Annotated in this window: 10 protein-coding genes; 1 reads left to right on the forward strand and 9 read right to left on the reverse strand. The window is 62.3% G+C overall.

The features are described 5' to 3' along the window. Nucleotides 1–41: 41 nt before the first annotated feature. The 8 genes from C7T36_RS09625 to C7T36_RS09660 all read right to left on the reverse strand — a co-directional run bounded on the left by C7T36_RS09625 (nucleotide 42) and on the right by C7T36_RS09660 (nucleotide 9,456). Nucleotides 42–1,487: an aldehyde dehydrogenase gene (locus C7T36_RS09625; protein ID WP_033233205.1), complete on the reverse strand. Its 1,446-nt coding sequence runs from the start codon at nucleotides 1,485–1,487 to the stop codon at nucleotides 42–44. A gap of 255 nt (nucleotides 1,488–1,742) precedes the next feature. Further along, entirely contained in the window at nucleotides 1,743–2,531 is a 789-nt protein-coding gene (locus tag C7T36_RS09630; protein WP_033233207.1) for an SDR family NAD(P)-dependent oxidoreductase, read from the reverse strand. 25 nt (nucleotides 2,532–2,556) lie between these two features. Then, nucleotides 2,557–3,207: a PaaI family thioesterase gene (locus tag C7T36_RS09635; RefSeq protein ID WP_033233208.1), complete on the reverse strand. Its 651-nt coding sequence runs from the start codon at nucleotides 3,205–3,207 to the stop codon at nucleotides 2,557–2,559. Beyond that, entirely contained in the window at nucleotides 3,207–4,076 is an 870-nt protein-coding gene (locus C7T36_RS09640) for a MaoC/PaaZ C-terminal domain-containing protein (protein ID WP_045064947.1), read from the reverse strand. Before C7T36_RS09640 ends, C7T36_RS09635 begins: the two co-directional genes overlap by 1 nt. Beyond that, nucleotides 4,076–5,278 (reverse strand): lipid-transfer protein, encoded by a 1,203-nt coding sequence (locus tag C7T36_RS09645; protein WP_045064948.1) that lies wholly within the window; start codon nucleotides 5,276–5,278, stop codon nucleotides 4,076–4,078. The genes C7T36_RS09640 and C7T36_RS09645 overlap by 1 nt, the downstream gene beginning before the upstream one ends. Nucleotides 5,279–5,285: 7 nt before the next feature. After that, nucleotides 5,286–7,466 (reverse strand): acyl-CoA dehydrogenase, encoded by a 2,181-nt coding sequence (locus C7T36_RS09650; RefSeq protein ID WP_033233212.1) that lies wholly within the window; start codon nucleotides 7,464–7,466, stop codon nucleotides 5,286–5,288. A 34-nt stretch (nucleotides 7,467–7,500) separates the two neighbouring features. Continuing rightward, nucleotides 7,501–8,664 carry a steroid 3-ketoacyl-CoA thiolase gene (locus C7T36_RS09655; protein WP_033233804.1) on the reverse strand — a complete coding sequence of 388 codons (1,164 nt, stop codon included), beginning with the start codon at nucleotides 8,662–8,664 and terminating at the stop codon, nucleotides 7,501–7,503. A 180-nt stretch (nucleotides 8,665–8,844) separates the two neighbouring features. Continuing rightward, on the reverse strand, nucleotides 8,845–9,456 hold the full coding sequence (locus C7T36_RS09660) for a TetR family transcriptional regulator (RefSeq protein WP_033233213.1): 612 nt from the start codon (nucleotides 9,454–9,456) through the stop codon (nucleotides 8,845–8,847). 171 nt (nucleotides 9,457–9,627) lie between these two features. Here C7T36_RS09660 and C7T36_RS09665 point away from each other — a divergent pair, with 171 nt between their 5' ends. Continuing rightward, nucleotides 9,628–11,160 (forward strand): FAD-dependent oxidoreductase, encoded by a 1,533-nt coding sequence (locus C7T36_RS09665; RefSeq protein WP_045066711.1) that lies wholly within the window; start codon nucleotides 9,628–9,630, stop codon nucleotides 11,158–11,160. A 57-nt stretch (nucleotides 11,161–11,217) separates the two neighbouring features. Here the strand turns inward: C7T36_RS09665 and C7T36_RS09670 are convergent, their stop codons facing one another. Further along, nucleotides 11,218–13,128, reverse strand: a complete 1,911-nt coding sequence (locus C7T36_RS09670) for an alkyl/aryl-sulfatase (protein WP_045064950.1) — start codon at nucleotides 13,126–13,128, stop codon at nucleotides 11,218–11,220. Nucleotides 13,129–13,174: the final 46 nt, after the last annotated feature.

Genomic DNA, 13,174 nt, shown 5'->3' on the forward strand with positions numbered 1-13,174 from the left:
CCTCTTTCGAAATGTCGAGTGAATGGCACACCGGGAAAGTCCTATTCCGGCAGGAAGATCGATTTGAGGCTGTAGTACGACGCGAGCCCTTCCGGCCCCAATTCACGGCCTACCCCACTCGCCTTGACCCCGCCGAAGGGCGAACCCCAGTCCAGGCCATAGGTATTCACTCCGAAGGAACCTGTTTCCACCTTCCGGGCCACGTCGATTCCCCGATCGCGGTCGGCAGTCCACACCGTGCCGCCGAGGCCGTACTCGGAATCATTCGCCAACGCGATGGCGTCGGCTTCGTTGCTGTAGGGGATCACGGTCAGAACCGGCCCGAACACTTCGTCCTTCGCGATGTTCGCGTCGTTGCTCAGATTGCCGAATACTGTCGGCTCAACGAACCATCCACGATCGAGGTGCGCAGGACGCTTGCCACCTGTCGTGACCGTTGCGCCCTCGGCACTTCCCGCGTCGATCATCGACAGAACTCGCTTGTACTGACGCTCGCTGACCAAGGGGCCGACAAAGGTACCGGCATCAGCGGGGTCACCGATCGGCAGCGACGCCGCCATTGCAGTCACCGCATCGAGGAATTCGGAATACCGATTGGCCGGTGCAAGAATTCGCGTCGACATGTAGCACGTCTGACCACTGTTCAGCAGAGACGCCGTGGCCAGGCCTGCCACGGTCGTTTCGATATCAGCATCGTCGAGGATCAACGCGGCTGACTTTCCGCCGAGTTCGAGGGTGACGGGACGCAGAAGTTCACCACAGACTCGACCGATGTGCCTACCGGCAGGTGTCGAACCGGTAAACGCAACCTTGTCGACGCCTGGGTGGGCCACCAAATACTGACCGACGTCGGGGCCGCCGGTCACGATATTGAGAACACCTGCAGGTAGGCCGGCTTCGACGGCAGCTTCCGCCAGGAGGTAGGAGTCGAGTGTCGTTTCGGGAGAAGGCTTGAGCACTACCGTGCAACCGGCGGCCAGTGCAGGAGCGATCTTGAACATCGACAAGATGGCCGGGTAATTCCACGGCGCAATCGCGGCCACGACGCCGACCGGTTCCTTGCGAACGATCGTCGTACCGGCACTGGAGAGACTCTGACGCACTTCTTCGACCGACGACGAACGAATCAGATCGGAGTAGTAGCGCAGCAGCTGCACCGGGGCGTCCCCCTCAGCAAACCGGGCGAGCGTGATCGGCATACCGTTCTGCCGGCTGACCAGCGAAGCTCGCTCCTCCGATCGCCGTTCGACAGCATCCGCGAACCTGTCGAGAATCGCGGCGCGATCGGATCCGTCCAGGTTTGCCCACTCCGAGGAGCGCAGTGCTCGGCCTGCGGCAGCGACGGCCGAGTCGACATCTGCCGTCGAGGATTCCGGAAAAATGCCAAACAACTGTTCGGTAGTTGGCGAGAATACCTGAATCGCACCACCAGTCGCCGGCTTTGCCCACTCGCCGTCGATGAACAGAGTCGAATGCTCGATTTCCATGTCTGCCTCGGTACTTTCAGCTCGGAAGAATAGCCTGAGCGATCGATCGCAGACGCCACTGCAACGCCGTGAAGCCTCAACCTGCAATCGACAGGTTAGCGATCGTTCGTTTGACTACTATCGGTGAGCCACGAGGCGCTGTCAAGGACGTCGTTTGTTTCGGGTACTCGCGGCAGGAACGGGACAAGGCCTACAAACGCACAGTGGCTCGACGCTGAATCAGCGTCGAGCCACATGTGTCTATGCAGGCGAAAGTCAGTCCACGGTAGGCGCCCACTGCACACCGTTGATGTGCCCACCACCGTCGACGAAGAGGGTATTGCCGGTGACATAACGACTGTCGTCACTTGCCAGGAAGGCTGCAACGGGGCCGATATCGTCGAGGGGATCGCCGATCCGCCCCATCGGATTCTGCGCGGCCATGACGGCCACGTTCTCCGGATTAGCTTCGGCAACACGCTTATACGCCGCACTCTGCGCACCGGGGCAGATGACGTTGCAGTTCACGTGCTTGGGAGCCCACTCGCGGGCAGCAGTGCGAGTCAGTGTCCGCAGCGCTTCCTTGGCCGCGTTGTACTGCACCGAGTACATGTGAGCATTCACGCCGTTGAGGCTGCACATGTTGATCACGCGGCCGGTGCCGTGACGCTCGAGTTCCGGCAACGCAGCCTGCATGGCCCAGAAAGCGGCCATCACTGCCATGTCGAAACCGCCGCGCAACTGCTCGTCCGTCATCTTCTCCAGCCGAGCGAAACCGAAAGTCCGCCAAGCATTGTTGACCAGGATGTCAAGGCGTCCGAACCGCTCGACGGCCTTGTCGACCATGGCAAGAACCTGAGCTTTGTCGGTGACGTCGGTGCGGATGAATTCTGCTTCCGCGCCCCACTCGTCGCGCAACCACTGGGCGGTTTCGAGGCCGGCCGCCTCGTCGATCTCGGCAACCAGCACCGACGCGCCTTCACGCGCGAAGGCACCTGCCACACCACGTCCGATGCCCATGCCGGCGCCGGTCACAACAGCTACGCGTCCGTCGAGCTTCCCCACTGCGGTTCCTCCTTCGTCAGAACCCCTACCTGGGGCGCGGAATTGTCTTGTCGATGAACAGACCCTCGACCGAAACGCACACTTCACCGTCGGGCGTCCTGATCTCGCCCACCGTGTGAACCTTGCGGCCTTCTTTGGAGATGAACTTGCCGCTGATGGTCAAGGGCACGAACAACGGGGTCGGACGGTGGTAGCGCGTGCTCAATTGTGCTGTCATACCGGCTGTTCCACCCCAAGCGTTCGCGACACCGAGGACGTGATCGAGCAGCATCGCCGACACGCCACCATGCACGTGGCCGGGAGGGCCCTGGTACGGCAATGTCAACGTGACAACGCCCTGCACAGAACCGTCTTCGAGTCCTTCGAGAACCACCGGCGGTGCGATGGCGTTTTCTCGACCGGTCACCGGGTCGTGACGAGTGACGCCTTCACCGTTCCACATGTCGATCAATCGCTCTTCGACCTCGGGCGCATGCTGCTCGAGGTGAGCGACGATGCTGTTGAGTTCCTCGGCAACTCGATCGAGGTTTGCGTTGTCGCGGTCAGTGCGCTGTAGCGCGTCGATGAGCCTGCGCGCTGCCTCGGTCGCCCGATCGATGGGTGCATCCTGCGGCGGCGACGTCAGAACCGTTCCGCCCGGATGTGTTGCGGCAGTGGGGTGGGTTCCGACGGTCATCAGTTGATCTCCATTGTGGCGTGCGTGAGAACCGGGGAGTTCTCGCGCTCAGGGCAGGTTGCAGCCAGCGTCAAGGTGTTGCCGTCCTGCCACACCGACGTGGTGATGGATTCGCCCGGGAACAACGAACCGGCAAAGCGCACCGAGTAGTTCTTCACCCGAGAGGGGTCGCCGCCGAGCACACCGTCCACGACGGCCTTGCAGACGATGCCGTACGACGCGAGGCCGTGCAGGATCGGTGCGTCGAAGCCGGCCATCTTCGCGAATGCCGGATCAGCGTGCAGCGGGTTCATGTCTGCACTGAGCCGGTAGAGCAACGCCTGCGACGAGCTGGTTGCGGAGGTGAGCACGGCGTCGGGCGCACGATCGGGAACTCCGGCAACAACTTCGGGACCGGCGCCTCCACCGAATCCACCTTCACCGCGGGCCCAGATTTGCATTCCGGTGGTCCACAACGGATTACCGTCGGAGTCCGCGGCCGCAGTCTCGAGCACGATGACGGCAGCCTTGCCCTTGTCCCACACATCGGCAATGCGAGTGGAGATGCGCGCAGTACCCGTCGACGGGATCGGCGCGTGCAGGGTCAGCGACTGTCCGCCGTGCAGGATCTTGCGCAGATCGATGTCGATGCCGGGCATGTTCATCGCGGCGGGCGGCAGTACGCCTGCCGAAATGCCCTGACCCGCAACCATCGCGAAGGTCGGAAGAACCTTCAGACCCTTTTCGTACACCCAGGTGAGCTCGGCAGGATCCAGAGCATTTACTCCCGCTCCGAGGCCCAGCTGGTAGAGCATGACGTCGCGGTCAGTCCATGACGCTTCGCGCACAGTCGGTTCGGCGGCCAATGCCACCTCGAGATCGACAGCCATCAGTTCTCCAAAGTTCCGGCTCGGTAGACCGTCACGACGCACGCGCCGCCCAGTCCGAGGTTGTGCTGCAATCCGATTCGAGCGCCCTCGACCTGACGGGCGTCTGCGGTACCGCGGAGCTGCCACGTCAGTTCGGCGCACTGCGCCAACCCGGTGGCACCTAGCGGGTGGCCCTTCGAGATCAGGCCTCCAGACGGATTGACGACCCACTGGCCGCCGTACGTCGTGGCACCGGATTCGACGAGCTTGCCGCCTTCACCGGCCGCACACATTCCGAGACCTTCGTAGGTGATGATCTCGTTGATCGCAAAGCAGTCGTGCAGTTCGATGACATCGACGTCGTCGATGCTGATGCCGGCTTCGGCAAAGACCTGCTCGGCGGCCGCAGCCGTCATCGGAGCGCCGACCACGTCGATCATCGACTTCTCGGCAAACGCTGCCTCGGTGTCGGTAGTCATGGCCTGAGCGACGATCTCGATCGCACGGTCCTCGAGTCCGTGTTCACGGACGAACTTCTCACTCACGACGACGGCAGCACCGGCGCCGTCCGAGGTCGGCGAGCACTGCGAACGTGTCAGCGGCGCATGGATCATCTTGTCCTCGAGCACCTGTTCGAGGGTGTACTCGTCACGGAACTGCGCATACGGGTTGTTGACCGAATGCTTGTGATTCTTGACCGCGACGGCAGCGATCTGTTCGACCGTGGTGCCGTACTTCTGCATGTGCTCGACGGCAGCGTTACCGAACAGCTGAGCTGTCATCGGCGAGCGGGCGAACCCGTAATCCTCGACCATGATCTTCAACTGCGAGTCCAAGGTGGTGACCTTGGGCATCTCACCGTTGCCGGTCAGTGCCGTCTTGGTCATCTTCTCGAACCCGACGGCCAGTGCACAGTCGGCTTGTCCGGCCTGGACCCACTCGCGAGCCATCATCAGCGCCGTCGAACCGGTGGCGCAGTTGTTGTTGACGTTGAAAATCGGGATACCGGACAGACCCGTTTCGTACAGGGCACGCTGGCCCGCTGTCGACGCGTTGAACACGTAACCGACTGCAGCGCGCTGGATCTGGTCGTAGCTGATCCCTGCATCGGTGAGTGCGTTCGTGACAGCTTCGGTCACCATGTCCGGGTATTCCCAGTCACGGGTCTCGATCTTCTCGAACTTGGTCATACCCACGCCGATGACGAATGTGCGATTGCTCATGTGCAGATCACTTTCCCGGTTCGGGGTCACGAGGTAGACCCAGGATTCGCTCACCGATGATGTTGAGCTGAACATTCGTTGTACCACCCGCGATGGACATGCACTGCGAGTTCAGGAACATCTGAGTTGCAGACATCCGATGCTGGTCGCCCAGTAGCGAACTCGGTCCGGCCCACTCCATGGCCACGTCCCACACCTGCTGGATGTGCTCGACACCGATGAGCTTCGCAACGGAGGACTCCGCACCAGGCTGCGCACCGGACAGCGAGCGCAGCGTGGTCCGCAGACCCAGCAAACCGCCGGACTGCGCGTCACACAGCACCTTTCCGAGTACCGTCAACTGCTCGTCGTCGATACCGCCTGGCAGTCCGTCGACCAGGCTCAGCAGTGCCTCGCCGCCCGATCCCAGGGAGGAGTCGTTCGACAGCGAGACACGCTCGTTGGCCAGCGTGGTTCGAGCGAGCTTCCAGCCGTCGCCCGGCCCGCCGACGAGGCACTCGTCGGGAACGAAGACGTCGTCGAAGAAGACTTCGTTGAACAGTGCTTCACCGGTGATCTCGCGCAGCGGGCGAATGTCGAGGCCGCTGTTCTTGATGTCGATGAGGAAGTAGGACAGGCCCTTGTGCTTGGGGGCGTCGGCGTCGGTGCGGGCGAGGCAGATGCCCCAGTGCGCGTCGCGTGCCATCGACGTCCATACCTTCTGGCCCTGCAACTTCCAGCCACCGTCGACCTTGGTGGCCTTCGTGCTCAGAGCTGCGAGGTCGGAACCTGCGCCCGGCTCGGAGAAGAGCTGGCACCAGACGATGTCACCGCGCAGTGACGGTGGGACGAACTTGGCAAGCTGCTCTTCGTTGCCGTGCGCGATGAGCGTCGGGATGACCCAGTTTCCGATAATCATGTCGTGCGGCTTGATCTTCGCCGCGCGCAGTTCCTCGGCGATCACGAGCTGGCTGACGGCGTCGGCGGACTTGCCCCACGGAGCCGTGAAGTGCGGTGCGGTGTAGCCCTTTTCCGCGAGGTACGTCTTCTGCGCGGCGCCTTCGAGTTCGAGAGCCGGAGCGAGTTCAGCGCGAACATCGGCGCGGATCGCCTCGGCCTCCGGCGGCAATTCGATACTGAGCACGCGGCGGGTGCCGGCAATGGTCAGCGCGGCGACGCGGCGGCGCCAAGAAGCGGTGGAGCCCAACAGAATCCGCAGGGACTGCGCGCGGCGCAGGTACAGGTGCGCGTCGTGCTCCCACGTGTAGCCGATTCCGCCGAGCACCTGGATGCAGTCACGGGTGACGGAGAAACCGGCTTCGAGGGCCGTGGCTCCGGCGACTGCTGCTGCGAGAGAAGCCTCTTCGGCACCGACTCCGTTTGCGGGCGTCAGCGCACGCGCTGCGTCCCAAGCACAGACGCGGGCCTGCTCGGCAAGAGCAAGCATCCGGGCAGCCTTGTGCTTGACACCCTGAAACTGACCGATCGGGCGCCCGAACTGCTGACGCACCTTCGCGTAGTCGGCAGAAGTGGTCACCGCCCAGTCGGCCAGACCCGACGCCTCGGCCGCGAACAGGGTTGCGGCGATGTCGAGTACACGCTGGCTGTCGATGTCGAGGATCTCGGCGGCGGTGAGCACCAGTCCGTCGACGGTGACCTCGGAATTACGACGCACGACGTCGTAGCTGGCCAAGTCGGTGACCTCGAGCCGGTCGCGTCCGAGCAGAACGAAACCGCTGTCCGTGGCGAGTAGGAACTGGTCGCCGACATGTCCGCCGAGGATGTGGCTCGACGTTCCGCTGAGGGTAGCGGTGTCACCGTCACGGGTGATCTTCAGCGAACCGGGCTGCACGGCAACAGCTCCGAGTGTGCTGCCGTCGACCAGGCCGGCAAGCGGCGCGGTGACTCCGGCGTCGCTGAGGACTGCGCTGACCAGCACGGTCGGCAGGAACGGGCCGGGAACCATCGAACGCCCCAGTTCCTCGACGACGATCGCAAGTTCGACCAATCCGTATCCGGCGCCACCGAATTCCTCGGCTACGTGCAGACCCAGAAGGCCCTGCTCGGCAAGCCCGTCCCAGAGTTGCGGGCGGGTCTCGACCTTGGCCTCGACAGCTTCGCGGATGACGGCGGGCGTTGCGTGGCGCGCGGCCCAGCCCCGTACGGAATCGCGGAGGTCGCGATCTTCTTCACTCAATCCAATAGTCATGTCTACCTCGTCAATTCGAAAGTGTGAGTACGGATCAGATGCGTTCGATGATGGTGGCGGTCGAGAGAGCTCCACCGGCGCACATCGTGATCAGAGCCGTGGACTTGTCGGAACGCTCGAGTTCGTGCAGCGCCGTCGTGATCAGGCGAGCACCGGTGGAACCGACGGGGTGTCCCAGAGCGATTGCGCCGCCGTTGACGTTGACCTTGGACAGGTCTGCCCCGTGGACCTGCGCCCAGGAGAGGACGACGGAGGCAAAAGCCTCGTTGATTTCGACGAGATCGATGTCGTTCAGGGTCATTCCGGCCTTGTCGAGCACCATCTGGGTGGACTCGATCGGTCCGTCCAGGTGGTAGAAGGGATCGGATCCGACCATGCCGGATGCGATGATCCGCGCGCGGGGCTTGAGGCCCAGTTCCTGCGCGCGCTCTTCACTCATCAGCAGCACTGCTGCGGCTCCGTCGCTGATCTGCGACGAGTTGCCGGCGGTGTGGATATGACCCTCGATGACCGGCTTGAGTCCGGCGAGCGCTTCCGCAGTGGTCTCGCGAAGGCCGCCGTCACGGGTCACCGTAGCGATCTCGCCGGTCGGCGTACCTTCCTTGGTGACGACCGGAGCCTTGACGGGCACGATTTCACGGTCGAAGCGACCTTCGGCCCACGCCTGGGCTGCGCGGCGCTGCGACTCGAGACCGAACGCGTCGACGTCGGCGCGCGTGATGCCACGCTTCTCGGCAATTCGCTGCGCAGAGGTGAACTGGTCGCCCATGTCGATCGTCCAGTCGTCCGGGTACGGGTTTCCCGTTCCGGGCGCATTTGCCTGGCCCAGGAACACACGACTCATAGCCTCGACGCCACAGCCGATACCTGCTGAGATCTGACCCGAGGAAATGAGGCCGGAAATCAAATGCACTGCCTGCTGGGCAGATCCACAGGCGCAGTCGATGGTGGTTGCCGCGGTGCTGTACGGCAGTCCGGCGTGCAGCCATGCCTGACGCGTGACGTTGTTGGACTGCTCGCCCGCCTGGGTGACACAGCCGCCGATGATCTGTCCGATGTCTTCCGGGGCGACGCCTGCCCGTTCGAGAACTCCGAGCTGCGCTGCTCCCAGAATCTCGGCGGGGTGCAGTCCCGCCAGCGCGCCGCGACGACGGCCGATCGGTGTGCGGGCGGCTTCGACGATGACTGCATGGCCCATGATGAGCGCTCCTTCGTAGAGATATCGGTTGGTGAGCTGGCTCACCTATCACTTTTCTGCAATGTATTCTATTTATTTAAGTAGAGCAACGCGGCGGTCCACGTTCAGTACGCTTCTTGAATTAGAATTCATTTCAATTTTGAGAATAAGACAAGCTCAACGCCCGGAGGCGAATCGCTGTCAGTGCCGCGAAAGATTGACCAGAAGCAAATCGCAGCCCTTGCGGATGTCGTACTCCGCGTCGGGAATCGAGATCCTGCCGTTGAGGCAGGACTGAATCACGCCGAACCACAGCTGCATCAGCAGTCGCAATGCGGTGTTGTCGTCTTCGGTGGGATTGTCGATTCCCGCCGCATCCAACACGATCTGACGAAAACCCCGATCGATCTTGCCGGCATCGGGAACTGTTGCGACGTTGGCGGTGCTGGTTGATTGCAGCATCGCTGTCGAGAGGGCCGGCCGACGCAGTAATCCACGGGTGGCGCGCACCAACACTTCGTAGACGGCATCCTGCGGATTTGCCGACTGCACCTGATGCTTGGTGAAGGTGTCGCCGATCTGATCGATCTGCTCGACCATCACGGCAACGAACAAGTGAGTTTTCGACGGGAAGTAGCGGTACAGCGTCCCGATAGCGACTCCGGCACGCTTCGCGACCTCGTGCATCTGGACGCGAGCAAGTTCCTTCTCCGTCGCCAGCTCTTCTGCAGCTTGCAACATCCGGACATGGCGTGCCCGCTGCTCGTCCGAACTGGGCTCGGCCGCGTCTCTGACCTCGGCAATTCTCGGCACCGTCGCCCCTAATCATCCTGTGAGTGTGTAGCGGCCGCGGACGACCGAGTCAATTCTCGCACCCAATCCCCGCATGTCGGCATATTGCCCGCTGAGTGAGACCTGACATAGCCAACGCGGGTCACTGGGTATTGCGTATAGGCCCCACCCTCTTCGAGTTAGGACGCAATGATGCAGGACTGGACCACGGAGTGCGACGTATTGGTCGTCGGTTCCGGCGGCGGCGCGCTGACCGGTGCTTATACCGCCGCAGCTGCCGGATTGAGCACCATCGTGATCGAAAAGACCAACCGCTTCGGCGGAACGTCGTCGTACTCCGGAGCTTCCATCTGGCTGCCGGGAACTCAGGTCCAGGAACGTGCCGGCCTGCCCGATTCCACCGAGAACGCGCGCACCTACCTGCGCTCACTGCTCGGTGATTCCGAGTCCGATCGCCAGGACGCGTACGTCGACACAGCCCCCGCTGTCGTCGCGCTACTGGAGAAGAACCCGAACATCGAATTCGAGTTCCGGGCTTTCCCCGACTACTACAAGGCTGAAGGCCGGATGGACACGGGACGCTCCATCAACCCGCTGGATCTCGACCCGGCCGACATCGGCGACCTCGCAGAACTGGTTCGTCCCGAACTCGATCAGGACCGAACCGGCCAGGGCCATGCGCCCGGCAAGATGATCGGCGGACGTGCACTGATCGGCCGTCTACTTGCAGCCGTTCAGAGCACCGGCAAGGCCGATCTGCGCACCGAAACCACTCTCACCTCCTTGATCGTCGAAGACGGCCGCGTTGTCGGCGCCGAGGTCGAATCCGGTGGCGAAACCCAGCGCATCAAGGCAAACCGCGGCGTGCTCATGGCGGCCGGCGGAATCGAAGGCAACGACACGTTGCGCGAGCAGTCAGGCACCCCGGGCAAGGCCATCTGGAGCATGGGCCCGTTCGGCGCGAATACCGGCGACGCGATCAGTGCCGGCGTTGCTGTCGGCGGCGCAACAGCGCTGCTGGATCAGGCCTGGTTCTGCCCCGGCGTCGAGCAGCCCGACGGCAGCGCCGCATTCATGGTCGGTGTCCGCGGCGGGCTGATCGTCGACAAGGCCGGCGAGCGCTACCTCAACGAGTCGCTGCCGTACGACCAGTTCGGCCGCGCGATGGACGCGCACAACGACAACGGTTCTGCCGTACCGTCGTTCATGATCTTCGATTCCCGTGAACGCGGCGGATTGCCCGCGATCAGCATCCCCAACACCCCTCCCGCCAAGCACCTCGAGGCTGGAACCTGGGTTGCTGCAGACACTCTCGAAGAGCTCGCAGAAAAGACCGGCATCCCGGCTGACGCGCTGCGTAGCACCGTCGAAAAGTTCAACGACGCAGCAAAATTGGGTGTCGACGAGCAGTTCCACCGCGGCGAAGATCCCTACGATGCGTTCTTCTGCCCGCCCAACGGCGGCGCCAACGCAGCACTCACCGCAATCGAGACCGGCCCGTTCTACGCGGCACGCATCGTTCTCAGTGACCTCGGCACCAAGGGCGGCTTGGTCACCGACATCGACGGCCACGTTCTGCGCGCCGACGGTACCGTGATCGACGGCCTCTACGCAGCAGGCAACACGAGCGCGTCGCTCAGCGGCCGCTTCTACCCCGGCCCCGGCGTCCCGCTGGGTACGGCCATGGTCTTCTCCTACCGAGCAGCCCAGGATATGGCGAAGTAGCACAACACAGGCAAGTGGGGCAGGCGATGTCGTACCGCCTGCCCCACTTGCTTTGTTTCACGGCGTGGCGATATCGAAATTCGGATCGAAGGTATCCATCACCTCGGCCAGCGTCTTCAAAACCGACAGATCACCTGTTGCACTTACTTTCCCACCGTCGAGAATCGCTGATGCGTCACCCGGTTTCAGCAGGATTCCCGCAAGTAGAGGCTTGGGACCGCTGAGCGTCAGTTGCGCATCCGGGACGTGCCCTGCCCGAGCGTTCAACACCGCCCGTCGCACCCACATGTTCCAATCCTGTTTTGTGTCAGCAAAACTGAAGTTGATGGAAATGTCGACGTCGTCCGCCTTTTCGGCGATGAGATGTACACCCGCATAGTCGAAGAGCAGATCGATCGGCATCGCAAGAATTGTGTCGGTTGTGTCGGTGTTGATCTGGCCTGCACCGGTCACCCCGTTCCGCAGTTCCATCGCTGTGGCGAGAAAGATCGAACGATACTGCGGCACTTCCTGCTGGTATCCGAGCTGCTCGTAGGCGTCGGCCTGCAGGTTCTTCGCCTCGACGTCGTCAGGGTCGGCAAAAACGAGGTGGTGCAGCAGTTGCACTGCCCACCGGTAGTCACCGGACTCGAAAGCGTTGCGCCCTTCGGCAAGCAACTTTTCACGTCCGATCAGGTCGACGTGGCGCTTGGCATGATCTACCGGCAACAACGGCAAAATCGTCGCAGGGTCACCGTCCCAGAAGCCGAGCTCCTTGTGGAAGACAGCGCGAACGTTGTGATGCAATCCGCCGTGGTAGTAGCGGTTGTACCACTTCTGACCGATTGCCTCCGGTAGCCGGACGACCTCCGCAGCTTCGAGCGGCGTGTAGCCCTGGTTCGCGAATCGTAGCGCCTGATCGTGAATGAACTTGTACATGTCCCGTTGCGATTCAAGGAATTCCACCACCGTGGCGTTCCCCCATACCGGCCACGTGTGCGGACCGTGGTGAACTTCGACCTCGTCGCCCCACCGCACCAGTGTTTCATCCAAGTACCTGGCGAAGTTGCGCGCATCTCGGGTACGTGCGCCTCGGATCGTCTGGATGTTGTGCATCGAGTGATTGGCGTTCTCGGCACAGGTGAGTGCTTTGATGGCCGGGATCCAGATGTGCATCTCCTCCGGTGCTTCGGTGTCGGGAGCGTAGAGGAACTCGAAATCCCACCCGCCGAGATTGCGTACCTCACCGGTCTTGGTGATGCCGTCGGTCGGCGGAATGTAGGTCATGTGGATGTTCATTCCGTCAGCGCCAGAGCCCAGGCCAACGGTCACCAGCCCGCAATCACATTGCGGCAGAATCAAACCGAAGGTGTATCCCATCCGACGCGACATCGCGTTTCCGGTGATGACGTTCTCACCAATGGCGTGCTTGTTGAACGACTCGATGGTGCCCGGGGCGATGATGGGGATCTTGCCCGCCACCACATCGGCCTCGTCCACAAGTCCTTTGACGCCCGCGTAGTGGTCGAAATGGGTGTGGGTATAGATGATTGCAACGATCGGCTTGTTGTTGCCGAGTTCACGGCGGAAGAGTTCAAGACCTGCCTTGGCGAGATCAGCGCTGGTGGTGGTGTCGATGATGACCAGTCCGTCAGGGGCGTCGACGATGGTCAGGTTGACCGCGAATCGGACTTGATACAGACCGTCGACAACCTTGTACAGACCGCACCGCTTCACCAACTGCGATTGCCGCCACAGACTGGGATTCACCGACTCGGGCGCCTGCTTGTCATCAGCGATGTATTCGAGAGGCCGGCCATCGTGGATCAGTTCGCCCTTGTCGTTGAAGACCTGGTCGTCTTTCCAGCCTGCGATGAATCCACGATCGATGTCGCCGAAATCTTCCCGATCCGACATCGGGTAATCAGCCACCGCCGCGCGGTTGACCTCAGCGGTGAATGCTGTTGCTGGTTTTTCCTGCCCGGACATGACGTCTCCTCCGACTTCGTCTCAGAACCCTCAGGAGTCAATCTGG

This window comes from Rhodococcus sp. AD45-ID, from assembly GCF_003023755.1.
GTDB classification, from domain to species: domain Bacteria; phylum Actinomycetota; class Actinomycetes; order Mycobacteriales; family Mycobacteriaceae; genus Rhodococcus_F; species Rhodococcus_F globerula.